Genomic DNA, 24500 nt, shown 5'->3' on the forward strand with positions numbered 1-24500 from the left:
TTCCCTGTACGGTAACGCTTCCTGAAAGCTGTGTAATAAACTGTTTCACAAGGGGTGAGGTTGCCGCTATAGCTGGCCCCATCAACGTTACATAATGTTTCACCCTTTGTAAGTTACTGTCATCATAGAGAAGCTGATGTTAATTAACTGTGAATTTACTCACAGATTGAAAACGGTTACACCGCAGAATCGGTTGAGTTAGTGATCGGGGCCACATTTTGCCGTGTGGCGACGGAATGACGGCGAACCAGCGTCGGCATAAAGCAGTGCTGTGCCGTTTCATCCAGTTCGCCCGCTGCACCCTTCAGCGCCAGCTCAGTGGCCAGTTTCGCCATAGAAACAATGGGATAGCGTACTGTCGTCAGCTGAGGGTCGGTGTAACGGGAAATTGGGATGTCGTCGAAGCCGACCACGGATAAATGCTGTGGCACCGCAATGCCGTTATCTTTCAATGCCGCAAGCGCACCGGCAGCCATGCTGTCGTTGTAAGCAAACACCGCCGTCAGGTGCAGATTGCGCCCTAACAGCTCAACCATCGCCGCTTCACCGCCCTGCATATCCGGCTCGCCGCTGGCGATCCAACTCTCGGAAGGCGTCACGCCCTGCTCTGCCAGCGCCTGCTGCCAGCCCTGGCGACGTTCGCCCACATCCTCAATCGGATGACTGGATCCCAGATAACCTATGCGCTGGTGGCCCTGCTGTTGCAGCATGCGGGTCGCCATCAGCGCGCCGCTGATATTGTCCAGACAGACGCAACGGTGGGCATAGCCGGGCACGGTTCGGTTGATCAGCACCATGCCGGGAACCTGATCCATTAATGAACCCAGTTCTTCATCGCCCAGCGCCTTGGCATGTACCACCAGCGCGTTACAACGCTGGCGGATCAGCACTTCAATCGCATGGCGCTCTTTGTCTGCCTGATGGTAGGAGTTATTGATAAGTACATGTTTTTGCATGCGTTGGGCAACGGTATCCACCGCTTTCACCAACGCACCAAAGAAGGGATCGGAAACGTCCATCACCACCACACCGATGGTGTCACTGACCTGGGTGGCCAGCGCCTGCGCATTGGCATTCGGCCGGTAGCCCAGCGTTTCTACGATATTCAGAACGATTTCGCGGGTTTCAGGGGTCACTGCGGCGCTGTTATTGAGCACGCGGGACACCGTTGCTACCGATACGCCGGCCTCTCGGGCCACATCACGAATGGTAATCATAGGGGATTACCGGTGGAGAATAAGATTTGCATAGCCCTTCCTGACACAGTGTTCTGGGGGCTATTCTGGCAGGGGTCAACGCGGGGCTACGTGAATCTCGTCACACTGATGAAAACGGTTACATACAAATCAGCAACATTTGTGACGGATGTCATCCTTCAGCCCGATTCAGCGGCTTACCGCCCGTCAGTTCGGTGAGTCGACGCCACAGCCATTCAACCGGGCCCTGACGGAAGTAACGCAGCCACAGCACTGACAACAGGATATTGACCGCCCACACTGCAGGCACCACCGCCAGCAACTGCAGTCGGTCCAGCTGGTTAAATAAGCCGAGACGATCGAACAGCGTGGTGCAAATCAGGGTTTGCAACAGGTAGTTGGATAAGGCCATCCGCCCCACGCAGCTGATGGCGTGAGTCATTTTCAGCCGGCTGAGCGTGGGCCAGAAGCCGTAACACAAGGCGGCATAACCGAGCGCCTGCAACGGCGCGCCGAGTTCGCGCGGCACCTGAAGGAAGAAAGCGGCCCAGCGGAAACTCCAGCCGGTGCTCCATTGCAGATACAAGCCGGGGAGTTGAATCAGCCACGAAAGGGAGATCAGCATTACCGCGCTGCGGCGATACTGTTGCAGGCTGCGCTCACCCTTCAGCCAGCCGTTGCCGATCAGCGCGCCACCTATCATCATCAGCCCGGCCAGTTGCCAGCCATATTGCGCCGCCAGCGCCATCAGGCTGCCGCTAAAGCGGTCCATCCGGCCCTGAATCGCCTGCCATCCGCCCTGAATATGCCAGAAGGTTTCGTACTGCACGTTGGCCATGCCGGGTAGCCACGAGCTGCTAGGCTCCGGCCCGGTGCCCAGCCCGAGGATCAGCAGCACACCGCTGCCGACGACGTACAGCATCACCCCGGTATTCAGCAGCAGTCGGGAAGAACTGACGTCGCGGATCATCCGCCAGACGGCCAGCCCGACCAGGCCGTAATCCAGCAGGATATCGCCATCCCATAACAGCAGATTGTGCAACAGCCCGATCGCCATCAGCCAGATCAGGCGTGACTGGAGCCAGCGCTTACCGCGTGGTTGTAACAGTTGCAGACTGGCGCCGAACAGCAACGCAAATAGCGAGAGGAATTTAACCTGGGCAAACAGATCGGTCGCGGCCCAGGTGATGATTTCGCTTAGCGGCGGCGGGGTTCCCTGCCAGGCAGGATTAAGATAGGCCGCCGACGGCAGCCCAAAGGCGACAATATTGAGAAGCAGGATCCCCAGAATGGCCAGGCCACGGATAAAATCCAGAGTATGAATACGTGGCATGCCGGGGATCTCTGTTTAAACCTTAGCTATGACGTACCGCACGCAAGAATTCCTGGCGGGTATTCTGGCTGGATTTGAACAATCCGCCCAGCGAGGTGGTCGTGGTGGCGCTGGTCGCATCACGGATGCCACGCGCCTTCACGCAGTAATGCACGGCATCGATGGAGACCGCGACATTATTGGTGCCCAGCAGGGTTTGCAGTGCCACCAGAATTTGCTGCGTCAGACGCTCCTGAACCTGCGGACGTGACGAGAAGAACTGCACGATGCGGTTGATCTTCGACAGGCCAATCACCGTGTCTTTCGGGATATAGGCCACGGTCGCCTTACCATCGATGATCACAAAGTGGTGTTCGCAGGTGCTGGTCAGCGTGATGTCACGCACTGTCACCATCTCATCCACCTTCATCTTATTCTGGATGACGGTAATTTTCGGGAAGTTGCCGTAATCCAGACCCGAAAACACTTCATCCACATACATCTTGGCGATGCGGTGCGGTGTTTCGGCCAGGCTGTCGTCTTCCAGATCGAGGTTGAGCAGTTGCATGATCTCGGTCATATGACCGGCAATCAGACGTTTACGGCTTTCGTCATCCATTTCACGCGCAGGTGGGCGTAACGGGGTTTCCAGTCCACGGGCTAACAGCGCCTGGTGAACGAGTGCGGCTTCCTGACTTAACGCAGCCATGGTGATTCTTCTCCAGCAGATGAAACTCCGGCCCCGAACGGGACCGGCATAAATTCTGAGGCGGTATTTTGGTACACAATGCGCCGTTAATCCAGTGAATCAATTTAAACAGCGGTGAAACAGTTTCACTCTGCGGCCGGATCGCGCCGCCAGACCAGCGCACCGGCGACCACCAGCCCTGCCCCGGCGACGTACAGCGCGGGCTCGAGCTGATGGGTCAACGCGGTCGAGATAGCCGACAGCAGCGGCCCCACCAGTTGCCCCACCGCGTAACCGGTGGTCAGCAGTCCAGCCATGTAGCGCGTATGGCGCGGTGCCAGCTCGCGGGCATACTGCAAAGAAAGCTGCACCACACAGAGGAAGCCGCCGCCGATCAACGCCGCGCCCAACGCCAGCCCGGTAATGCCTGGAATGATATCGGCACAGAATACGCCGATGGCCTGCGCCCACAGCGCCAGAGCCAACCGGCTGTTGGCGTTACCATAATGCCGGGTCGCAATGCCTAAGAGGATGCCGAGCACCGCTGCGCCGCCAAAAATCGGCCAGACGTACTGTGAAACCGGGCTGCCGGGAAAACGGGAAGCCGCCATCTGCGACAGAAAAGTGGCGGGCAGTATGTAGCCAAATCCGGCGAGGCTATAGCTCCAGACCAGCTTTTTCAGCCCTGAGGTCAGCACCAGCGGCTCCGGTGCCGTTTCCGGGCGATGAAGTTTTCCCCGGCGCGGCAGGTTACGGGCGATTAACAGCACCAGCAGCAGTGCCAGCACCCCATAGGCGCACCAGGCCCAGGCGGCATTGACCTGATGGGAATGCAGGATCACCGCCAGCATGCCGCTGAGGAAAATCCCGGTGCCCGGCCCGGCGAACACCGCCGCACTCAGGCCAGGGCGTCCCAGCTTGTGCAGCTGTTCATTGCTCCACGCCGCAATCAATACCATCGCCCAGCCGCTGGCCCAGCCGATAAAGAAGCGAATAATCCCATGCAGCCAGGGACCGGTGACGCAGGCCGACAGCAGCGTCAGTACTACTGCGCCCCAGATCCCCAACTTCAGGCGCAGCTCAACCTGTTGCGTTGCCCGCATGGCGTTCCACGAACCGCAGAGATAGCCAAGATAGTTAAAAGCGGCGACCACGCCCGCACTGGTCAGCGATAACTGATGTTCATCAATCATCAGCGGCACCTGTGGCGTAAAGGCGAACCGGCCGATCCCCATCGCCACCACCAGCGACAGAAACGCGCTAAACGCGACGCGAAAAGCCATAGTAACTCCCTTGATTCAGTTCAATCCGGCCTCAGTGCCGGGAAAGTGTTGCAGCTATCCTGCCTGATGGTTACACTCACGAAAAGTGAATAATAATCACCAAGTTGCTTACGGGAAGAGAAATAGTGGATCTGACCCAGCTGAAAATGTTCTGTTCGGTGGCCGAAACGGGTTCGCTGGCGCGTGCCGCGGAAGTGCTTCACCGTGTGCCGTCCAACCTGACCACCCGCCTGCGCCAACTCGAACAGGAGCTGGGTACCGACCTGTTTATCCGCGAGAAGCAGCGTTTACGCCTGTCGCCGATGGGCCACAACTTTCTCGGCTATGCGCAGCGGATTTTGGCGCTCAGCGAAGAAGCGATGAGTATGACCCATAGCGGCGAACCCGGCGGCAATTTTGCGCTCGGTTCGATGGAGAGCACCGCCGCCACGCGCCTGCCCGCGTTGCTGGCCGCCTACCATCAGCGTTTCCCCTCGGTGGCGCTGTCGTTGATTACCGGCACCTCCGGTGAAATTATCGAGCGCGTGCGCGAAGGCACCCTGGCGGCAGCGCTGGCCGATGGGCCGATCCGCGTTGATGAGCTTAACAGCTGCATCGCTTTCCATGAGCAGATGGTGTTGATCTCCAGCCTGGAGCATGCGGATATCCTCGAGCCAGCCGATGCCTCCGGCGACACCCTGTTCGCCTTCCGTCCCAGCTGCTCGTATCGCATCAGGTTTGAGAACTGGTTCCGCAGCACCGGCGTACAGCCGGGCACCTTTATGGAAATTCAGTCCTATCACGCCATGCTCGCCTGCGTCGCCAGCGGTGCCGGCCTGGCGTTACTGCCGGAATCGGTGCTGGAACAGATGCCGGCGAAAGATCGCATCAAGCGCCATGCCCTGCCGGCTGAGGTACGCGATGCTGCCACCTGGCTGGTCTGGCGGCGCGATGCTTTCACCCCTAACGTTGAAGCGCTGAAATACTTGATTATTGAACAGATTGACGATGCGCTAACAGGGGAAGACCTTCATTCCTGATGAAATTCGTCCATACTGACTTTTATCGTTTTTGATTTGACTAAACTCCCGAGCAGTAGCCGGATCACCTTCTAAGAGGAAAAATTAGATGCAAATGATTAAGACTCGCGCGGCGGTCGCCTGGGCTGCGGGTGAACCGCTTTCTATCGAGGAAGTGGACCTGATGCCACCGCAGAAAGGCGAAGTGCTGGTGCGTATCGTCGCGACCGGCGTGTGCCATACCGATGCTTACACCCTGTCAGGCAAAGATCCTGAAGGCGTGTTCCCGGCGATCCTCGGCCATGAAGGCGGCGGCGTGGTGGAAGCGATTGGTGAAGGCGTAACCAGCGTTGCCGTTGGCGACCATGTTATCCCGCTGTACACACCCGAATGCGGCCAGTGTAAATACTGTCTGTCAGGTAAAACCAACCTGTGTCAGGCGATCCGCGCCACCCAGGGCAAAGGCCTGATGCCGGACGGCACCACCCGCTTCTTTAAAGACGGTAAGCCTATCTTCCATTACATGGGCACCTCGACCTTCTCCGAATACACCGTTATCCCTGAAATCTCCCTGGCGGTGATCAGCAAAGACGCCCCGCTGGAAGAAGTCTGCCTGCTGGGCTGTGGCGTCACCACCGGCATGGGTGCGGTGATGAACACCGCCAAGGTGAAAGAAGGCGATACCGTTGCCATCTTCGGTCTCGGCGGCATTGGTCTGTCGGCGATTATCGGCGCAAAAATGGCGAAAGCCGGTCGCATCATCGGTATTGATATCAATACCAGCAAATACGACCTGGCGACCAAACTGGGCGCAACCGACCTGATCAACCCGAAAGATTTCGACAAGCCGATTCAGGAAGTGATTGTTGAGATGACCGACGGTGGCGTCGACTTCTCCTTCGAATGTATCGGTAACGTCAACGTGATGCGCTCCGCGCTGGAATGCTGTCATAAAGGCTGGGGCGAGTCGGTGATCATCGGTGTAGCCGGTGCCGGCGAAGAGATTTCTACCCGACCATTCCAGCTGGTGACCGGCCGCGTATGGCGGGGTTCTGCTTTCGGTGGCGTTAAGGGCCGCTCACAGCTGCCGGGCATTGTGCAACGTTACCTGGACGGCGAATTCCAGCTTAACGACTTTATTACCCATAATATGCCGCTGGAAGAGATCAACGACGCCTTTGAGCTGATGCATGAAGGCAAATCGATCCGTTCAGTGGTGCATTTTAAAAAATAAATCAGGAGGATTGATGCCATCCACTCTGGAGCTACTTGAAGAACACCGAATGTTTGGCGGCTGGCAGCAGCGTTATCGCCATCCGTCCACCTCGCTGAACTGCGCGATGACCTTCAGCATATTTCTGCCCGGGCCGAAGCGCGATGCGCCACCGCCGGTGCTCTATTTCCTGGCGGGTCTGACCTGTACCGACGAGAACTTCTCCACCAAATCAGGCGCTCAGCGCATGGCTGCGGAGTTAGGGATCGTACTGGTGATGCCGGACACCAGTCCGCGTGGTGAAGGTGTGCCGAACGATGAAGGTTACGACCTGGGCCAGGGCGCGGGATTCTATCTCAATGCCACCCAGGCGCCGTGGAATGCGCATTTCCGCATGTACGATTACCTGAATGAAGAGTTGCCTGCGCTGATCGCCGGTAACTTTAACGTCAGCGATCGTCAGGCAATAATGGGGCACTCAATGGGCGGTCACGGCGCGATTATGCTGGCGCTGCGTAACCCGCAGAAGTTCACCTCTGCCTCCGCGTTTGCACCGATTGTTAACCCGGCGGAAGTGCCGTGGGGACAAAAGGCGTTCAGCAGCTATCTGGGTGAGGATACTCAGGCCTGGTGTCAGTACGACAGCTGCTGGCTGATGCGTCAGACCACGGCGAAGGTGCCGATGCTGATCGATCAGGGTGACAGCGACCAGTTCCTCGCCGATCAACTGCATCCTGAGCGGCTTGATGATATTGCGCGTGAAAAGGGCTTCCCGCTGAACGTGCGCATCCAGCCAGGCTACGACCACAGCTATTTCTTCATCGCCAGTTTCGTTGAAGACCATCTGCGCTTCCATGCGCAGTATCTGCTGGCATAAAAAAAACAGCCGGGCATTGCCCGGCTGCTTATTCCTGTCATTCCGGCGATCAGAAGGTGTAATCCACCGCAGCAAAGTAACGACGGCCATCTTCGTTATAGCTGTAACTGTCTCGGTTCAAATCCTTATCCCCGAGGTTTAACACACCAGCCCGCAGCTTAACGGCTTTGCTGGCCTGCCACGATGCGCCGGTATTCCACAGCACATAGCCGCCAGGCGTTAAGCCATCATTATTCAACGTCCGCCGCTCGCCAGAATAGTTAGCCTGCAGATAGAACGACCAGTCCTGCACTGGCGTCCAGTCCAGCGTGCCGTTTGCGGTATGCAACGGCAGCTGCTCCAGCGGCTTATTGCCGCCGCCGCTGATATCACGCCCATCGGTATAGGTGTAATTCAGCGTCAGCTTCCAGGCATCATCAAACGGGATCTTCAGTTCCGTTTCCAGCCCGGTGATCCGCGCTTTGTCGACGTTGTAATAACGGAATACCGGCCGGCCACTGGCATCAAACCCAACAAAGTTGCTGTAGCCAGGTGCGAGGCTGACTGAAGACGTACGGGCGATATTGATCATATCGTCGATATTGTTCTGGAAAGCGGTAATGCTGCCGGTTACGCCATCCAGCAGTCCGTCTTCACCGGCGTAATAGATCCCCAGCTCGAAGCTTTCGCTGGTCTCGGGCTTCAGCTCAGGACTACCGACAATCGCGCAGCTGCCACGGCAGGAATTGGTCTGCCAGTCCGGGCTCAGCTGCAGCAGCGAAGGTGCTTTAAAGGCGTTGGCCCAGCCGCCTTTGACCGTCACGGTATCGGTGGCGTTATAGACCAGATACGCGCGCGGACTCCAGTGATCGCCATAGGTTTGGTGATCGTCCATACGTACGCCGGTGGTCAGCGCCAGCGAATCAAAGATCCGCCATTCATCTTCCACAAACAGCGCATACTGGCTGGCGGAGGTCGACCCGCTGCCGGACAGATTGACCGGATCCTGCAGTTTGTCGTGACGCACTTCCCCGCCAAAGGTCAGCAGCTGGTTAATTTCCGCCAACGGCAGGATCAGCTTGCCATCCAGCGAGTTGTTTTTAGCAATAATATTCTGCCCGCCGGTGTAGTTATCCACCTGGTCACCGTAAAAGCGCAGCTCGGTGTTGCCCCATCCCCAGCGGCCATCATGACCAACAGAATAGTTCTGCCGCTCCAGGCGGTTTTTGTCCAGCGAATCGGAATCACGATCCTGACGATCGAAGCCGTAACCGAAGGTCATGTTCTGGCTGTCGGTCGGCGTGAGTGCGAACTCCACGTTGCCATCACGGGCGGTGTAGCCTTCAATACGCGGGCTAAGGCCGGTGGCAGAGGTGGAAGACGGCTGCTGGGCATCCTTTTCACGCTTGCCCAGGCTGCCGTAAATTTTCACGCCCAGCAAATCATCAATCAGCGGTCCGCTGGTGAAGAAGTTACCGTTGTAGCTGTCGCCGCGATCGCGATGTTCCTGCACCGTGGTATCGGCGCTGAAGGTGCCATGCCAGGCTTTACCGACCTTGCGGGTGATGATGTTGACCACGCCGCCCAGCGCGTCCGAGCCATACAGTGAGGACATCGGCCCACGCACCACTTCGATCCGCTCAATGGCATCCGCGGGGATCCAGTTCAGATCGAAGTCGTTATGGCGGAAAACGGCATTGCGGGAATTGACGCGCTTGCCGTCAATCAGGATCAAGGTGTAGCTGCTGTCGAGGCCACGCAGGCTAATGCCTTTGCGGTTGTCCCCTTCGTTAGTGAGCTGAACGCCAGGCACATCACGCAATACGTCCCTGAGATTCTGCACCGGCCGGCGTTTTATATCGTCGGCGGTAATAACGCTGATACTGGCGGGAGCTTCTTTTAAATTCACTTCAACCGCAGAGGCCGTGACGACCATGGTGTCTTCTTCTTTCTTTTCCGCTTCTTCCGCGGCTACCGGAAAGGTGAAGGCCAGCGCAGACGCGCATAGCCCGCAGCGGACAACGGGATTCAACCTGAACATGCTATTCTCCATGAGGCGCATTTTAAAATAGTGTTATCAATACCTTTTGCTCACACGAAAACCGCAGAGTGTTCTCTGCTTAATCATCCCGGTATCTTCCGGTTTGTTTTTTATCTTTATAATAGTGGGCGGAAAGATTCCGCCCTTTGCAGGTGTCTTGCCAGACAGAATAATTACAGCATCGGTTCCGTCACCAGGCCATCAATCAGCACCTGCGGGGTTCCCCGCGTACAGCGCTCGATGCGCCCCTTGACGCCATAGACTCTGGCCAGGCTGGCCGGGGTGATCACTTCTTCCGGTAAGCCATCGGCAATTAACTCACCGTTTTGCAGCATTAATACGTGTTCACCGTGACGCAGGGCGATATTAATATCGTGCACCACCACCACCGTAATAATATTTCTTTTCTGCGTTTCTCTGCGCACCAAATCCATTACGTGAAATTGATAATTTAAATCCAATGCGCTGAGGGGCTCATCGAGTAATAACAGCTCCGGCCGACGAATTAAGGATTGCGCCAGACCGACCAGCTGTTTTTGCCCACCGGAAAGTTGATCCAGATAGCTTAAGGCCAGATGGGCAATCCCCAACTGCTCCAGCACCGACATCACTTCGGCTTCACTGGCGGCGCTGCTGCGACCACCGGAAGCACGCTGTGCCACGATGATTGATTCCAGCACATGCAGATGCACGCCGGCAGGCAGCGACTGCGGCAGATAAACCACCTTCTCTGCACGTCGGGCAAACGGCTGCGACATCAGTTCCGTGCCGTTCAGCCAGACTTCGCCTTCGGCGCGGTTGAGACCGGCCAGCGAGCGCAGCAGCGTGGATTTGCCACAGCCATTTGGCCCCAGCAGCACGGTGATTTTGCCTCGCGGCAACAGCGGCACGTTCAGGTCGCTGATAATTTTGCGTTTTGGGTAACCGGCGTGGAAACCACTGATACGTAAGCCTTCCATCAGACGGTCCCCCGGTGACGCAGAATAATACTCAGGAAGAACGGCACGCCCACCAGCGAGGTGACGATGCCCACCGGGATGATCACACCCGGGATCAGGTTTTTCGACACCACCGAAGCCATCGACAGGACCAGCGCACCGGTCAGCGCACTGGCTGGCAGATAGAAACGGTGGTCCTCACCAAAGATCATCCGTGCGATGTGCGGCGCGACCAGGCCGATAAAGCCGATCGGGCCAACAAAGGCCACCGCCAGCGCGGAAAGAATACTGATGCGCAGCAATGTCCCCAGACGCAGACGGCGGACATCAATGCCAAAGCTGACGGCGCGATCTTCACCCAGACGCAGCGCGGTCAGCTTCCAGGAACTCATCATTGAGAACGGCACCAGAATGGCAAAGGCCAGCGTCAGCACGCCCAGCTTATCCCACGAGGCTCTCGCCAGGCTGCCCATGGTCCAGAACACCAGGCCCTGAAGCGTGTCCTCGCTGGCGATAAACTGCATCATCGACACCAGCGCATTAAAGGTAAACACCAGCGCGATACCGAACAGCACCACCCCCGAGGTCGCTACCCGCGTCCAGCGCGTCACGCCATCCAGCATTAATGCGGCAAACAGCGCAAAGACAAAGGCGTTAGCCGAAATGAACCACTGATCGGGGATTCCCGGAAGACCGATACCCAGCACGATGGCCAGCGCGGCGCCAAAAGCCGCCGCTGAGGAAACGCCCAGCGTAAACGGGCTGGCCAGCGGGTTATTCAGGATGGTTTGCATCTCTGCACCCGCCAGACCCAGCGCCAGACCCACCACCACCGCCATCAGGGCATAAGGCAGACGAATGTCCCAGACGATAACGCGCGTGCCGGCATCAACCGATTCCGGTGACAGCAGCGTGTGCCACAAGGTGTCCAGCGTCAGGCCGGACGGACCGAGGGTAAAATCCAGCACCAGCGAGGCGAGGATTGCCAACACCAACACACTCATCATCAGCAGACGATGACGCAACATATGATGGTAACGGCCCATCACGCCTTCGGCTTGGGGCTTTTCGGCGTACTGCACCGGGTCGTGGGTCACACTCATTCTCAATACCTGTAATTACTCGGTTTCAGTCCAGTAAGTGCCCGTTGGTGGCACCGCCAGAAACTGCTGATACACCTGTTTCTCAGTAGCGGCCACATCGAGGTCAGCGAACTGCTCGGGGTATAACCATTTGGCAAACGCCTGGATAGCCAGGATGTTATACGGCGAATTGTAAAAATTATGCCAGATAGCGTAACTGCGTCCTTCTTTCACCGCGTCCAGCTGGTTAATGCCCGTGCGCTTCAATACGGTGGCCAGACTGGATTGCGCTTCTTGTTGGCTTACCTGCGCGCCAAGCTTAATGCCCGGTCCGGCAGCGCCCGGCGCTTTACCGCCGCTGGCGATATAAATCTTCGGCTGGCTGGCGATCACCTTTTCCAGGTTAACGGTACCCAGCGGGCCTGGTAACAGGTCGCGGGCGATATTGTTGCCGCCGGCGAGGTCAATAAAGTCGCCCATATTGCCTTTTCCTGCGGTACCGCAACACTCGGGCATCGAGGCCGCGCGCAGCTCAATAAACACCGAAGGCTTATCGGCCGCCGGGATTTTGCTGGTGATGTCGGTCACCCGCTTAAGGTTCTGCTGATAGAAGCTGATGTAGTTCTCGGCTTCCTTTTCGCGGTGCAACACTTTGCCGAGCACCCGCATGCTGGGCACGGTATTTTTAAGCGGATTTGCACGGAAATCGATAAACACCACCGGCACACCAGCGCTTTCCAGCTGACTGACCAGCTCGCTGCTGCGGCCCGGCCCATGGCCGGATAAGCCAAAAATGGCCACGTCCGGGTTCAGCGTCAGCACTTTTTCCGGGCTGATGCTGTCGGCGGTGGTGTGGCCAATCAGGGGAATATTATCAATTTTTGGGAATTTTTTGCGGTATTCCGCGTAAGTCTGGGTGTCCAGTTTACGGAAATCGCCCTGCCAACCCACGATGCGGTCAACAGGCTTCTGCCCTTCTAGCAGCGATACGGCGTAAAACAAACGCCCTTCGCCAAGCAGGATCCGGTCGGTTTTTTCCGGCAGCGTCACTTCACGTCCGGCAATGTCTGTGACGGTTGCAGCCCAACTGCTGCCTGCCGTCAGCGCCAGTAACGTCAACGATACTGCGATTTTTTTGATCACTAACCCGCTTAAATTTTCCACGCCTGATTCCTTAGCAAAGAAGAAAAAGTAACGGCGGTAACAATAAAGCAAATGATAATAGTTATCAATAATATTTGTAATAACTCCTTACAAACAAAAAAGGCGCGGGATCCGCGCCTTGTTCATTTTACGGCAACTACTTACCGGTATATTTCGGAAACTCCATTTCGCTGTATTTCACAAAACGGGTTTTCCGCGTCAGCTTGAAGCCGAACCAGATAATCAGGAACAGTGGAATACCGATGTAGGTCGCCGCCACGCCATACCAGTCAATGCGATCCGACAGGAATGCCTGATAGTTCTGCCCCAGCGTAATGATCAGGCACAGCACAAAGGCGAAGATCGGGCCCAGCGGGAAGAAGCCGGAGCGGTAAGGCAGATCGGCCAGATCAAGTCCCTGCGCAACATAGCCACGGCGGAAGCGGTAATGGCTGATGGCAATGCCTAGCCAGGCGATAAAGCCGGTCATACCCGAGGTGTTCAGCAGCCAGATATAGACGCTCTGGTTGCCAAACATCGAGGTCAGGAAGCACAACCCGGCAACCACCGTGGTGGCGTACAGGGCATTGCGCGGCACGCCGCCGGCGGACAGTTTGCCAAAGATGCGCGGCGCTTTGCCTTCGCGGGCCAGGTTAAACAGCATACGCGTGGAGGCATACATGCCTGAGTTACCGGCTGACAGCACGGCGGTCAGGATCACCGCGTTCATTACCGCAGCCGCAGACAGTAAGCCCGCGTGTTTGAACACCAGCGTGAACGGGCTGATGCTGATATCGGTCACGTTGTTACGCAGCAGGCTTGGGTCGGTATACGGAATGATCAGGCTGATCACCAGAATCGCAAAAACATAGAACAGCAGGATACGCCAGAACACCTGACGCACCGCCCGCGGGATGTTTTTCGCCGGGTCTTCAGACTCACCGGCGGCGATACCAATCAGCTCGGTGCCCTGGAAGGAGAAGCCGACGATCATCGCCACCCCGATCATCGCCGAGAAACCGCCGGCAAAGGGCGCATCACCAATCTGCCAGTTATGCCAGCCCGCCGTTTCACCGCCGCGCAGGATGCCAACAATCATCAGCACACCCACCACGATAAAGACGATAACGGTCACCACCTTGATTAACGAGAACCAGTATTCCGCTTCACCAAAGCCTTTTACCGAGATGTAGTTCAGCAGGAAGATTACGCAGAGGAATAACGCGCTCCAGATCCAGCCTGGGGTGTCCGGGAACCAGTAGGTCATCACCAGCTGCGAAGCCACAAGGTCAACAGCAATGGTCACTGCCCAGTTGTACCAGTAGTTCCAGCCCAGCGCGAAGCCGAAGCCCTCTTCCACATAGTTGGCGCCGTAAGTAGAGAAGGAGCCAGAGACCGGCATAAAGGCCGCCAGTTCGCCGAGGCTGGTCATCAGAAAATAGACCATCAGGCCGATCAGCATATAGGAGAGCAGCGCGCCGCCCGGGCCCGCCTGAGAAATTGTCGCGCCTGAGGCGACGAATAAACCGGTGCCAATGGATCCGCCGATGGCGATCATCGTCAGATGACGCGCTTTTAACTCACGCCTTAGCGCAGGTTGTTCTGTTGTTTTTGTGTCCTGAACCATCTTGAAATGCTGCGTCCTTGGAAAAATGAGGCGCGATTGTAGCAAACTGACCGGTCTCGCCTAGTGATTCCGCCACGTTATAAGATAGCTTCATGATTGCCGCCGGATTATTAGTTCCAGCGTCTTTTCCCCTGAAAAAGGCAGGCCAACTGGCTTTATCCCTTGGCTGAGCCGGGGACATAAGGGAAATTTTACTCGGTACAGTAACTCAAAAAACGCAGCAGCGACTTGGACAGATGCTTCTGCTTATGGTGAATGCGGTACAGCGTGCGCTTCAGTTTGGGTAACGGCACCGGCACTTCTTTTAAGGTGCCCACCGCCAGCTGTTCGGCAATCACCCGCCGTGAAAGACAGCTGATCCCCATTCCGTGGCGGACGGCATGTTTAATCGCTTCGGAGTTACCAAGTTCCAGCGCCAGCTTGAACTGCGGCAGGTGTGACAGCAGCAAATAATCAACGATTTCGCGCGTGCCGGAACCGTGCTCGCGTAAAATCCAGGCGGCAGCGGCCAGGGTTTCCAGGGTAACGGGTTGGGCAAAGATTTCCGCATCGGGCGCGGCAAACACCACCAGCTCATCTTCAAGCCAGGGTTCACTAATGATTTCACTCATATGGCACGGGCCTTCAATCAGGCCAATATCCACCCGGAAATCCGCTACCGCAGTGATCACATCCTGGCTGTTGCCAACGCTGAGTTCCAGCGGCAGATCGGGATAGTCCTTGCGCCAGCCGGCGAGCATGCCCGGCAGCAAATAGTTACCGATGGTGCTGCTGGCATACACACGCAGCGCCCCATTATCCTCGCGGAACAGCTGTTCGATTTCGGTTGCCTGCTCAAGCAGCGCCACGGTGCGGGGATACAGCAGGCGGCCATGTTCATTGACCACCAGCCGCTTACCCACGCGATCGAAAAGCTGTACGTTGAGCTGGCCCTCAAGATCGGCCAGTGCGGCACTCACCGCAGATTGCGACAGCGACAACACCTGGGATGCCTGGGTTGTCGACCCACTTTTCAGGACTTCGGCAAACACTTCCAGCTGCCGTAACGTAATGTGCATTGCTTCTCCTCGATCGCTGCCCTGCCCCGGCTGGCGGGTTATGCCCTTGCGCAACAGGGGGAAAGGTCATCTATCACTTATAGTGGTTAATTATAAATATATAATCAATTTCTCTTTTAAGCCACCTTTCTCCATGCTGTCCGTATTGAAAAGGAGCTTGCCATGACGACCCTGACGCTACACCACCCAAAACTTCAGCCTGGCCGTTATGCGGCCGGATTACTGTTAGCCTTAATGCTGGCAACGGGCGCAACCTGGCTGGGAACGGTGCCTTCCGTTGCCGCGCTCGGACTGGGTGCCCTGACGCTGGCTATTGTCGCCGGGATAGTCGCGGGCAACACCCTTTACCCGCGCCTCGCCGTCAGCTGCGATCCGGGCGTCATCCTCGCGAAACAGCAGCTGCTGCGATTAGGCATTATCCTTTATGGCTTCCGCCTGACGTTCCAGCAAATCGCCGATGTCGGTGTTAGCGGCGTGCTGATCGATGTGCTTACGCTGAGTTCGACCTTCTTTCTCGCCTGCTGGCTGGGACGCCGGGTGTTTGAATTAGATCGCGATACGGTGTGGTTGATTGGGGCCGGCAGCAGCATCTGTGGCGCGGCGGCGATCCTGGCCACCGAACCGGTGATCAAAGCAGAAGCCTCTAAAGTGGCGGTGGCTATCGCGACCGTGGTGATTTTCGGTACGCTGGCGATCTTTATCTACCCGCTGCTCTATCCCCTCGCGGCATCGCTGTTCACCAGCATTACGCCAGCCAGCTGGGGCGTGTTTACCGGCTCAACCATGCATGAAGTCGCGCAGGTGGTGGCGGCCGGACATGCGGTCAGCCCGGAAACGGAAAATACCGCGGTGATCGCGAAAATGCTGCGAGTGATGATGCTGGCGCCCTTCCTGCTGTTACTGAGCGCCAGAATGCGTCGCTCCGCTCCCGGTGGGAACAGCACCCTAAGCCCGTTACGCTTCCCCTGGTTTGCGCTGGTGTTTATCGCCGTGGCGATGTTCAACTCGCTGCACCTGCTGCCTCAGCCGGTGGTAAACACCCTGAACCAGATTGATAATATTGTGCTGGCAACCGCCATGGCCGCACTGGGCCTGACCACCCGACTCAGCTCGCTGAAAAAGGCCGGACTGAAGCCGCTGCTGTTAGGGCTGGTGTTGTTTATCTGGCTGATGGTCGGCGGTGGCGCGATTAACCTGCTGATCCCGCATTTGTTGTCATAACTTCCCACCGTTTCCGGTTATCATTGCCCGCTCGCGTCCTTTGATGCAGCCCAATAACAGGAGAACGGCATGAAATATATCGGTGCCCACGTCAGCGCGGCTGGCGGTGTGGATCAAGCGGTGCTGCGCGCACATGAACTCGAAGCCACTGCCTTTGCGCTGTTTACCAAAAATCAGCGCCAGTGGCGGGCAGCCCCGCTGACTGATGAGGTTATTTCCGCCTTCCGTGCGGCCTGCGAGAAGTATAATTACACTTCCGCGCAGATCCTGCCGCACGACAGCTACCTGATTAACCTGGGTCACCCGGTGACCGAAGCGCTGGAGAAATCCCGCGACGCTTTCCTCGACGAACTGCAACGCTGCGAGCAGCTTGGCCTGTCGCTGCTGAACTTCCATCCCGGCAGCCACCTGCATCAGATCGAAGAGGATGACTGCCTGAAGCGCATCGCCGAGTCGATCAATATTGCGCTTGATAAAACTCAGGGCGTGACGGCGGTGATCGAAAATACCGCCGGCCAGGGCAGCAACCTCGGCTTCCGCTTTGAACATCTGGCTGCGATCATTGATGGCGTGGAAGACAAGTCCCGCGTCGGCGTCTGCATTGATACCTGCCACGCCTTTGCCGGTGGTTACGATCTGCGTACCGAAGAAGAGTGCATCAATACCTTCGCCGAATTTGAACGTATCGTCGGTTTCCAGTATCTGCGTGGCATGCACCTGAATGACGCGAAAAGCGCCTTCGCCAGCCGCGTTGACCGCCATCACAGCCTCGGTGAAGGCAACATCGGCAAAACGGTGTTTAGCTGGATGATGAAAGATGCGCGTTTTGACGGTATCCCGATGATTCTGGAAACCGTAAACCCGGATATCTGGAAGGATGAGATTGCCTGGCTGAAGTCAGAGCAGCGTTCCGCCGGGTAGAAAAGGTGGATGTCACGGAGAAGCCGATTCTCCGTGAGCCAGAAATAAAAAAGCGCGGTCGCCCGCGCTTTTTTATTGCCTGTGGTTGAGTAATCAGGCTTTCGCTAATTCTGCCTCAGGGCGTTTCAACACCGCGTAAGACAGGCCAGCAACTGCCGTACCGATAATAATGGCCATCAGGTAACCGATCACCGGGGTAATCGCCCCTGGGATCAACAGGACGAACAATCCACCGTGCGGCGCCATCAGTTTGGCACCCACCGCCATGGAGATTGCGCCGGTCAGCGCACCACCAATGATACAACATGGCAGAACGCGCATCGGGTCACGGGCCGCGAACGGGATAGCGCCTTCAGAGATAAAGCACAGTCCCAGAACCAGCGCAGCCTTGCCGCCTTCCTGCTGACCTTTGTTGAACTTACGACGGGCCACCAGCGTTGCCAGCCCCATCGCCAGCGGTGGCACCATACCGGCCGCCATGATGGCTGCCATGGGTGCGTAGGTCTGCGAACTCAGTAAGCCAACACCAAAGGCATACGCCACTTTGTTCACCGGACCGCCCATGTCGGTACACATCATGCCGCCGAGGATTGCGCCCAGCAGGATGGCGTTCGCCGTCCCCATGTTCGCCAGCCAGTGAGTCAGGCCTTCCATGATTTTCGCCACCGGCGTACCCACCACGTAGATCATCAGCAGACCGGTGATCAGGCTGGCAACCAGCGGGATAATCAGGATCGGTTTCAATGCTTCCATACTTTGCGGAAGTTTGAGTTTGCTACTGATAAATTTCGCGGCGTAACCGGCAATGAAACCGGCGATGATCCCGCCGAGGAAACCGGCGTTGATGCTGGTGGCCAACATACCGCCGATCAGACCCGGCGTCAGGCCCGGACGGTCAGCAATCGAGAAGGCGATAAACCCGGCCAGCACCGGCACCATCAGCGCGAAGGCGCTACCGCCACCGATCTGCATCAGTGCGGCGGCCAGCGTGCCCTGCTCTTTAAAGGCAGTGATACCAAAGGCGAAGGACAGGGCGATACTCAGACCACCCGCAACCACCATTGGCAGCATATAGGATACGCCGGTCAACAGGTGACGGTAGGCACCCGCGCCCTCTTTCTTATCGTCAGAGGAAGAAGACTGCGCGCCGCCTTTCGGTTGATACGGTTTCGCTTCCGCGACGGCCTTATCCAGTTCCTGCGCGGTTTTCTTCAGCGCCAGACCGGTTGAGGTGCGGTACATCGGCTTACCGGCAAACTTCGCCAGGTCCACTTCGATGTCTGCCGCCACAATCACCAGATCGGCTTCTGCCACTTCTTCCGGTGTGATGGCGTTGCCAGCACCGACCGAACCCCGGGTTTCCACCTTCACCCACCAGCCGCGTTTTTTCGCTTCGGTATCGATGGCTTCAGCAGCCATAAAGGTGTGCGCCACGCCGGTTGGGCAGGCAGTCACCGCAACAATACGTTTAGGTCCTTTGGTGGCGACCGCGCTGGCCGGCGTTGCCGCTACCGCTGGCGCATGCCAGGGTTTGGCGTCGGTCTGCGCTTTCGCCAGTACCGCTTCCGGCTGACGCAGCAGCTGTTCAATGTCGGCCAGATAGATGGCTTTGCCATCCAGCGAGGCGTCCGCAGGGATGTTTTTCCCGGCCACAATTACCTGGTCAGCGTCGGCCAGGTTGTCGGTCAGCGTCAGGCCTTTACTGGCCGCCGCAGCCGTGGTGATATTTTTTGCCAGATAGCCCGTTGCCAGCCCCAGCGAAGAATCTATTATCAGCAGCGTTTTCATTATGCTCTCCTGCTGTCAGTTAAATGGTTGTAGGTCGACACGCGCCATCATCGCGGCCAACTGGGTACGGTCTTTAACGCCCACGTTGCTCTGGCTGACGGCCATGGCCGCCACTGCCGTTGCCAGACGCAGCGTGTGCTCGCTGGATTCGCGCATTAACAGGCCGTAAATCAGCCCGCCAACCATCGAATCCCCGGCACCTACTGTGCTGACGACTTCACAAGCCGGTGGTTTGGCGATCCATTCGCCTGAAGCATTGACCCACAGCGCGCCTTCAGCGCCCAGTGAGATCACCACGTGGGCAATACCCTGCTCGCGCAAGGCATGCGCCGCTTCAATCACGTCCTGCAAATCTGGCAGTTTACGTCCGGCCCAGATTTCCAGTTCGCGGCGGTTCGGTTTCACCAGCCATGGCGCAGCCTTCAGTCCGGCTACCAGCGCTTCACGGCTGCTGTCAAAGATGATGCACGGGCAGTGAGTGCGCAGCGCAGTCATCCACTCGGTAAAGGCATCCGGATCCACGCCCGCCGGCAGACTGCCGCTGACGCAAACCATATCGAACTGGCCCAGCCAGGTCAGAGAGTCGGTAGTGAAACGCTCCCAGTCCTGCGGCGTGACTTCAAAACCGGAGAAGTTCAGGTCCGTCACGTCGCCATCTTTTTCCGTCAGCTTGACGTTGATGCGCGTGCGGCCTTCAACCACCTGGAACCGGTTAGCAATGCCCAGCTCGCTGAACAGGTGCTGGAAGCCATCCTGATTCTCTTTGCCGAGGAAGCCGCCGACGGTGACATCAATGCCGAGGTCCTTCAGCACCTTGGCGACGTTGATGCCTTTACCGGCAGCGTGCAGGCCGGTGGTTTTCACCAGGTTGACTTCGCCCCGCTCAACTTCCGGGGTGTAACCCACCAGATCATAAGCCGGGTTCAGGGTAATGGTTGCAACGCGTCTGCTCATGATGCGCCCTCGCCCAGACCCGCTGAGATCGCCTCACCGATGGCGGTCAGGCAGGCTTGTGCATCTTCGCCACTGGCGGTGAAGCGCAGGCGGTGGCCTTTCTTCACGCCCAGCGCAACCACTTTCATCAGGCTGCGTCCGTTAGCCGGTTTGCCGCTGCCGTCGAGATTGGTGACGGTAACATCACAATTGAACTGTTTGATGACGGTGACCAGCGCGGTACCCGGACGGGCATGCAGACCATGCTCGTTGCGAATAGTGAACTCTTCGGTCAGCACGTCGGCCTGCTCGGAGACGTCGCTGGTCAGCAAGGCCAGAATGCCCGCCGCATCCGCACTCAACAGGCGATCGGCTTTCTGCTGGATCAGCAGGTCGCTGAGGTAATTCAGCACGCTCATTGGTTTATCGTCCGCCACCGCTACGGTCAGCAGCAGCGCGGCTTTCTCGCCATCAACATCAAAGGCATTCGCCACGCGGCTCACCGCCACTGCGCTACCCAGGTTGCCTTCGGTGCTGTCGCTGAGCCAGATGCCCTGTCCCAGATTCAGCGGCTTGCCAGAAATGACGCTGCTGACAAAGCTGGCATCAACCGCGCCAGCCTGCTGCAGACGACCGGCGTTCAGCGCCTGTAACGTCATTAAGTCGCTGGCCGCCACGTCGGTCGCAATCAATGAGGTGTCGAATTTAAATTCGGTACCCTGCTTTTCGCCCATTAACAGGGCACGCAGCGTTTCCGCAGAGTCGGTGGTTTTCAGCTCTTCAGCCACGCTGTCGTCACTGAGAACGTGCGTCAGCTGGCGAAGAAGCGCCAGGTGTTCATCAGATTTGGCGGCAATACCAATCACCACATACGCGGTCTGATCGTCACCCCAGGCAATCCCCTGTGGGAACTGGAATACCTGCACACCCGTTTGCAGCACCAGATCACGCGTGTCGGTGGTGCCGTGTGGGATAGCGATTCCGTTACCGAGGTAAGTGGAGGTCTGCTGCTCGCGGGCAAGCATCCCGTTGATGTACCCTTCCGCCACATTACCGGCTGAAGTCAGTGCAGCGGCAACCTGGTGGATGGCCTCTTCTTTATTACCGGCGGTGGCACCGGGATGAATGGCGTTCAATGCTAGCTGGAACATAGTTCTCCTCTCTGCTGAATTTGAATCGTTTCAGCTAATTTGAGAAAAAAAGCGCTGTCTGTGGAGTAACAAGCTGAACAGGCAACGCTGAAACGTTTCAATGAGTTTGGTCCCGATCCTCAATGGGTTGCAAGTTTTACCGCTAACGGCGTAGCATATTTTTGATGCTACGCACACTTTGCTGACCTTTTCAGGAAAATCCAGGCGGTTGCCGTTGCGTTTGCTGACGGCTGCTGAAATCGCCGTTTGCCTTAAGGAACTGAATTCAAACGGGAGGGTCTGCCAGGGACGCGTTTGGTGCAGAAAATGCGATTTTTGTCTGTGCTTTATTGGAACAAATGAAACGGCTTTTTAATTGCCTGTGCTGGGCGTAGAATTCAGCCGTTTTCCTTAAGATGAACAGGGTTTTTCATGCAAAATCCGCCGGTAAGAGTCCGCATTCTGCCCGATTCTCAGTCACTTGCCTTCCTTGTTGTTGCCTTTATTACCGGCCTGGCGAGCGCGCTGCAAACCCCGACGCTCAGCCTGTTCCTGTCTGGTGAAGTCCACGTGCGGCCGTTTATGGTGGGGCTGTTTTTCACCGTCAACGCCATCGCCGGGATCTTCGTCAGCCAGCTAATAGCGCGCTACTCCGATCGTCAGGGCGACCGCAAAAGCCTGATCCTGATCTGCTGTCTGGTCGGTGCCTTCGCCTCGCTGTTATTCGCCTGGAACCGCAACTACTTTATCCTGCTGCTGATTGGCGTGGTGCTGTCCGCCTTCGGCAGCACGGCCACGCCTCAGATGTTCGCGCTGGCACGTGAGCACAGCGATAAATTGGGCCGCAGCAGCACCATGTTTACCTCGGTGATGCGCACCCAAATTTCGCTGGCCTGGGCGATTGGCCCTCCGCTGGCCTTTATGCTGGCGCTGGGTTACGGCTTTAAGAACATGTATTTGTGCGCCGCCCTGGCCTTTATCCTGTGCGCGGTGATTGTGCGGGTAAAGCTGCCTTCGATGCGCAAAACCCGGCCGATCACCGCCACACGGTTACAGGCTCCCCGGGAAAATCGCCGTGACAGTTTGCTGCTGTTCGCCGGGTGCACCTTAATGTGGGCGTGCAACGGGCTTTACCTGATTGCCATGCCGCTGTACGTGGTCGGCACGCTGCATCTGTCTGAGAAACTGGCGGGGATGCTGATGGGCCTGGCAGCAGGCCTGGAAATTCCCATTATGCTGCTGGCGGGTTATTACGCTAAACGTTTTGGTAAGCGCCTGATGATGCGCATTGCGGCCCTGTCTGGGCTGCTGTTCTATTGCACCACGCTGCTGTTTACCAGCGAGATCCCGCTGCTGTTAAGCCAGATGCTCAACGCCGCCTTTATCGGCATTATGGCCGGGATCGGCATGATCTACTTTCAGGATTTGATGCCCGGACAGGCTGGCGCGGCAACCACGCTGTTCAGCAACTCCACCCGTATGGGCTGGATTATTGGCGGATCGCTGGCGGGTATCGTGGCCGAAATATGGGGATATGCTGCGGTGTTCTGGTTTGCGGTAGCGATGATGGTGCTGGCCACCGGCTGCATCTGGCGGCTGAAAGAGGTGCAGTCCGCGCAACCTCAGCGGGATCCAGCAGAAGCGACGCGGCCTTAAGGTGCCGTCTGGCGCTCAAGGTCCAACAGATAGACCATCGCTTCCTGATGGCTGGTTTTACACATCTCCCGCGAGGGCTTTAATCCGGCGCAAACCGCTGGCCGTAACGGAGAGTTAAAAATCTTGCAGCGGGACTGTTCGTCCAGCTCAATGCAGCGGGTATTCGCCGGTTTGCCGTTCGGCATCCCCGGCAAAGGCGATGAAATTGAAGGCGCGGTACAACAGGCCCCACAGGCAGCACGGCACTCCATTTCATATTCCCCTCAGCAATAAAGCGCGACAATAGCAGGCGGCGGTCAGGAAGGCTATTCTTTAGTGAAAGCCTGTGATGGCGCAAAGATCCGCGCTTTTTCTCCTGCATAAATCAGCTATGCACTTGCCTGAATTCTCAAGCCGGAGTAATTTGACGCGAGAATTTTTCACGGCCCTGTTATCGAGATAAAACCCATGCCAAGAGCAAATGAAATTAAAAAAGGGATGGCGGTCAGCCACAACGGCAAACTGCTGTTAGTAAAAGATATTGATGTGCAGAGCCCAAGCGCCCGCGGTGCTTCTACCCTGTATAAAATGCGTTTTACCGATATCCGTACCGGGCTGAAGGTAGAAGAGCGTTTTAAGGGCGATGAGATCATCGACACCATCTCCTTGAGCCGCCGCCAGGTCACCTTCTCTTATATAGACGGTGATGAGTACGTGTTTATGGATGATGAAGACTACACCCCGTACCTGTTTAAGTCGGAGCAGATCGAAGAAGAACTGCTGTTCCTGCCAGAAGGCGGCATTCCGGGCATTCAGGTATTAACCATGGATGGCCAGATTCTGGCGCTGGAACTGCCACAGACGGTGGATATGGAAATCGTCGAAACCACGCCGGGGATTAAAGGGGCGTCTGCCAGTGCGCGGACCAAACCTGCGACCATGAGCACCGGGCTGGTGGTTCAGGTGCCAGAATACCTGAGCAATGGCGATAAAATTCGCATTCATATCGCTGAGCGTCGCTACATGAGCCGCGCAGACTAACGATGTTAACCGGCGATGCGCAGCGCATCGCCGTAATTGTTATATTATAACAAATCAATTATAGTTGACGGTGAGTTCGCCAAACTTATGTGCCGGATCCAACCAGCGAAAATCCGATCGTCCCACCCCTTTCGGCAACGCCTGATTTGCCATCAATGAAGAGGTCGTCAGTTGGTTTTTTCCCTGCCGGTAGCAGAGGCTTTGAACCTGACTCTTCCGGACAGACATATCACAGCCAGACTCCACAATTGCGCCCTGGAATGTAATCACTCCTGAGGCGGTTCTCCCCGACGTCTCCTGTGCCAGAACATGACTCGTCCATGAGGTCAAAAGCACCATCACCACAACCGATTTAATGCCGTTCATAGAAACCTCATACTGTTGTTCTACGCCTGT

22 protein-coding genes are annotated in these 24500 nt (G+C 57.0%); 7 read left to right on the plus strand and 15 right to left on the minus strand.

Going from position 1 to position 24500, the window contains the following annotated elements; translation table 11 throughout:
* Positions 1 to 176: 176 nt before the first annotated feature.
* The 4 genes from galS to EBC_RS16665 form a co-directional block, all read right to left on the minus strand.
* The gene (gene galS / locus EBC_RS16650) at positions 177 to 1217 is read right to left on the minus strand and encodes an HTH-type transcriptional regulator GalS (RefSeq protein ID WP_013203001.1); all 1041 of its coding nucleotides are present in this window, start codon (positions 1215 to 1217) and stop codon (positions 177 to 179) included.
* Positions 1218 to 1368: 151 nt separating this feature from the next.
* Entirely contained in the window at positions 1369 to 2529 is a 1161-nt protein-coding gene (gene yeiB, locus EBC_RS16655; protein ID WP_013203002.1) for a DUF418 domain-containing protein YeiB, read from the minus strand.
* Positions 2530 to 2551: 22 nt separating this feature from the next.
* Complete coding sequence (gene folE, locus EBC_RS16660; RefSeq protein WP_013203003.1) at positions 2552 to 3217, minus strand: GTP cyclohydrolase I FolE; 666 nt, start codon at positions 3215 to 3217, stop codon at positions 2552 to 2554.
* Positions 3218 to 3342: 125 nt separating this feature from the next.
* Entirely contained in the window at positions 3343 to 4479 is a 1137-nt protein-coding gene (locus EBC_RS16665) for a YbfB/YjiJ family MFS transporter (protein ID WP_013203004.1), read from the minus strand.
* Between the two features lie 125 nt (positions 4480 to 4604).
* On the opposite strand from EBC_RS16665, the gene ptrR reads away from it, so the two are divergent.
* The 3 genes from ptrR to fghA all read left to right on the plus strand — a co-directional run bounded on the left by ptrR (position 4605) and on the right by fghA (position 7567).
* Complete coding sequence (ptrR, locus tag EBC_RS16670; RefSeq protein ID WP_013203005.1) at positions 4605 to 5498, plus strand: putrescine utilization regulator PtrR; 894 nt, start codon at positions 4605 to 4607, stop codon at positions 5496 to 5498.
* A gap of 88 nt (positions 5499 to 5586) precedes the next feature.
* A complete protein-coding gene (locus EBC_RS16675) occupies positions 5587 to 6711 on the plus strand; it encodes an S-(hydroxymethyl)glutathione dehydrogenase/class III alcohol dehydrogenase (protein ID WP_013203006.1) in 1125 nt (374 codons plus the stop codon).
* Between the two features lie 13 nt (positions 6712 to 6724).
* Entirely contained in the window at positions 6725 to 7567 is an 843-nt protein-coding gene (fghA, locus tag EBC_RS16680; RefSeq protein ID WP_013203007.1) for an S-formylglutathione hydrolase, read from the plus strand.
* A 49-nt stretch (positions 7568 to 7616) separates the two neighbouring features.
* Here the strand turns inward: fghA and cirA are convergent, their stop codons facing one another.
* The 6 genes from cirA to yieE form a co-directional block, all read right to left on the minus strand.
* Positions 7617 to 9587 (minus strand): catecholate siderophore receptor CirA, encoded by a 1971-nt coding sequence (gene cirA, locus EBC_RS16685; RefSeq protein ID WP_013203008.1) that lies wholly within the window; start codon positions 9585 to 9587, stop codon positions 7617 to 7619.
* Between the two features lie 173 nt (positions 9588 to 9760).
* On the minus strand, positions 9761 to 10549 hold the full coding sequence (locus tag EBC_RS16690; protein ID WP_105760669.1) for an ABC transporter ATP-binding protein: 789 nt from the start codon (positions 10547 to 10549) through the stop codon (positions 9761 to 9763).
* Positions 10546 to 11628 (minus strand): FecCD family ABC transporter permease, encoded by a 1083-nt coding sequence (locus tag EBC_RS16695; RefSeq protein ID WP_013203010.1) that lies wholly within the window; start codon positions 11626 to 11628, stop codon positions 10546 to 10548. The genes EBC_RS16690 and EBC_RS16695 overlap by 4 nt, the downstream gene beginning before the upstream one ends.
* Before the next feature lie 15 nt (positions 11629 to 11643).
* Positions 11644 to 12771 carry an ABC transporter substrate-binding protein gene (locus EBC_RS16700; protein ID WP_013203011.1) on the minus strand — a complete coding sequence of 376 codons (1128 nt, stop codon included), beginning with the start codon at positions 12769 to 12771 and terminating at the stop codon, positions 11644 to 11646.
* 136 nt (positions 12772 to 12907) lie between these two features.
* Positions 12908 to 14377, minus strand: coding sequence for an amino acid permease (locus EBC_RS16705; RefSeq protein ID WP_013203012.1), 1470 nt, complete (start codon positions 14375 to 14377; stop codon positions 12908 to 12910).
* A 191-nt stretch (positions 14378 to 14568) separates the two neighbouring features.
* The gene (gene yieE, locus EBC_RS16710; protein ID WP_013203013.1) at positions 14569 to 15435 is read right to left on the minus strand and encodes a DNA-binding transcriptional regulator YeiE; all 867 of its coding nucleotides are present in this window, start codon (positions 15433 to 15435) and stop codon (positions 14569 to 14571) included.
* A 162-nt stretch (positions 15436 to 15597) separates the two neighbouring features.
* Here yieE and EBC_RS16715 point away from each other — a divergent pair, with 162 nt between their 5' ends.
* Complete coding sequence (locus tag EBC_RS16715) at positions 15598 to 16656, plus strand: YeiH family putative sulfate export transporter (RefSeq protein ID WP_013203014.1); 1059 nt, start codon at positions 15598 to 15600, stop codon at positions 16654 to 16656.
* A gap of 69 nt (positions 16657 to 16725) precedes the next feature.
* Positions 16726 to 17577 (plus strand): deoxyribonuclease IV, encoded by an 852-nt coding sequence (gene nfo, locus EBC_RS16720; protein ID WP_013203015.1) that lies wholly within the window; start codon positions 16726 to 16728, stop codon positions 17575 to 17577.
* A 93-nt stretch (positions 17578 to 17670) separates the two neighbouring features.
* Here the strand turns inward: nfo and fruA are convergent, their stop codons facing one another.
* From fruA to fruB, 3 genes are read right to left on the minus strand one after another with little or no spacing between them, the layout of a single operon-like run.
* Positions 17671 to 19365 carry a PTS fructose transporter subunit IIBC gene (gene fruA / locus EBC_RS16725; protein WP_013203016.1) on the minus strand — a complete coding sequence of 565 codons (1695 nt, stop codon included), beginning with the start codon at positions 19363 to 19365 and terminating at the stop codon, positions 17671 to 17673.
* 15 nt (positions 19366 to 19380) lie between these two features.
* Positions 19381 to 20319, minus strand: a complete 939-nt coding sequence (fruK, locus tag EBC_RS16730) for a 1-phosphofructokinase (protein WP_013203017.1) — start codon at positions 20317 to 20319, stop codon at positions 19381 to 19383.
* Positions 20316 to 21449 (minus strand): fused PTS fructose transporter subunit IIA/HPr protein, encoded by a 1134-nt coding sequence (gene fruB, locus EBC_RS16735; protein WP_013203018.1) that lies wholly within the window; start codon positions 21447 to 21449, stop codon positions 20316 to 20318. Before fruB ends, fruK begins: the two co-directional genes overlap by 4 nt.
* 411 nt (positions 21450 to 21860) lie before the next feature.
* On the opposite strand from fruB, the gene EBC_RS16740 reads away from it, so the two are divergent.
* Positions 21861 to 23084 carry a sugar efflux transporter gene (locus EBC_RS16740; protein ID WP_013203019.1) on the plus strand — a complete coding sequence of 408 codons (1224 nt, stop codon included), beginning with the start codon at positions 21861 to 21863 and terminating at the stop codon, positions 23082 to 23084.
* Here EBC_RS16740 and EBC_RS16745 read toward each other — a convergent pair.
* The gene (locus tag EBC_RS16745) at positions 23081 to 23335 is read right to left on the minus strand and encodes a zinc/iron-chelating domain-containing protein (RefSeq protein WP_013203020.1); all 255 of its coding nucleotides are present in this window, start codon (positions 23333 to 23335) and stop codon (positions 23081 to 23083) included. The genes EBC_RS16740 and EBC_RS16745 overlap by 4 nt on opposite strands.
* Positions 23336 to 23531: 196 nt before the next feature.
* Here EBC_RS16745 and yeiP point away from each other — a divergent pair, with 196 nt between their 5' ends.
* A complete protein-coding gene (gene yeiP, locus EBC_RS16750) occupies positions 23532 to 24104 on the plus strand; it encodes an elongation factor P-like protein YeiP (protein WP_013203021.1) in 573 nt (190 codons plus the stop codon).
* Positions 24105 to 24158: 54 nt separating this feature from the next.
* On the opposite strand, the gene EBC_RS16755 is transcribed toward yeiP, so the two are convergent.
* Positions 24159 to 24470: a hypothetical protein gene (locus tag EBC_RS16755; RefSeq protein WP_049789611.1), complete on the minus strand. Its 312-nt coding sequence runs from the start codon at positions 24468 to 24470 to the stop codon at positions 24159 to 24161.
* Between the last annotated feature and the right edge of the window lie 30 nt (positions 24471 to 24500).

The sequence above is a fragment of the Erwinia billingiae Eb661 genome (assembly GCF_000196615.1).
Taxonomy (GTDB): Bacteria; Pseudomonadota; Gammaproteobacteria; order Enterobacterales; family Enterobacteriaceae; genus Erwinia; species Erwinia billingiae.

Coding starts and splice junctions, on each gene's coding strand:
- EBC_RS16695 (WP_013203010.1), bottom strand. CDS start 11,628: ATGAGTGTGACCCACGACCCGGTGCAGTACGCCGAAAAGCCCCAAGCC.
- yeiP (WP_013203021.1), top strand. CDS start 23,532: ATGCCAAGAGCAAATGAAATTAAAAAAGGGATGGCGGTCAGCCACAAC.
- fghA (WP_013203007.1), top strand. CDS start 6,725: ATGCCATCCACTCTGGAGCTACTTGAAGAACACCGAATGTTTGGCGGC.
- fruB (WP_013203018.1), bottom strand. CDS start 21,449: ATGTTCCAGCTAGCATTGAACGCCATTCATCCCGGTGCCACCGCCGGT.
- galS (WP_013203001.1), bottom strand. CDS start 1,217: ATGATTACCATTCGTGATGTGGCCCGAGAGGCCGGCGTATCGGTAGCA.
- fruK (WP_013203017.1), bottom strand. CDS start 20,319: ATGAGCAGACGCGTTGCAACCATTACCCTGAACCCGGCTTATGATCTG.
- EBC_RS16740 (WP_013203019.1), top strand. CDS start 21,861: ATGCAAAATCCGCCGGTAAGAGTCCGCATTCTGCCCGATTCTCAGTCA.
- cirA (WP_013203008.1), bottom strand. CDS start 9,587: ATGTTCAGGTTGAATCCCGTTGTCCGCTGCGGGCTATGCGCGTCTGCG.
- folE (WP_013203003.1), bottom strand. CDS start 3,217: ATGGCTGCGTTAAGTCAGGAAGCCGCACTCGTTCACCAGGCGCTGTTA.
- yeiB (WP_013203002.1), bottom strand. CDS start 2,529: ATGCCACGTATTCATACTCTGGATTTTATCCGTGGCCTGGCCATTCTG.
- EBC_RS16745 (WP_013203020.1), bottom strand. CDS start 23,335: ATGGAGTGCCGTGCTGCCTGTGGGGCCTGTTGTACCGCGCCTTCAATT.
- EBC_RS16665 (WP_013203004.1), bottom strand. CDS start 4,479: ATGGCTTTTCGCGTCGCGTTTAGCGCGTTTCTGTCGCTGGTGGTGGCG.
- EBC_RS16755 (WP_049789611.1), bottom strand. CDS start 24,470: ATGAACGGCATTAAATCGGTTGTGGTGATGGTGCTTTTGACCTCATGG.
- EBC_RS16705 (WP_013203012.1), bottom strand. CDS start 14,377: ATGGTTCAGGACACAAAAACAACAGAACAACCTGCGCTAAGGCGTGAG.
- yieE (WP_013203013.1), bottom strand. CDS start 15,435: ATGCACATTACGTTACGGCAGCTGGAAGTGTTTGCCGAAGTCCTGAAA.
- nfo (WP_013203015.1), top strand. CDS start 16,726: ATGAAATATATCGGTGCCCACGTCAGCGCGGCTGGCGGTGTGGATCAA.
- EBC_RS16675 (WP_013203006.1), top strand. CDS start 5,587: ATGCAAATGATTAAGACTCGCGCGGCGGTCGCCTGGGCTGCGGGTGAA.
- fruA (WP_013203016.1), bottom strand. CDS start 19,365: ATGAAAACGCTGCTGATAATAGATTCTTCGCTGGGGCTGGCAACGGGC.
- EBC_RS16715 (WP_013203014.1), top strand. CDS start 15,598: ATGACGACCCTGACGCTACACCACCCAAAACTTCAGCCTGGCCGTTAT.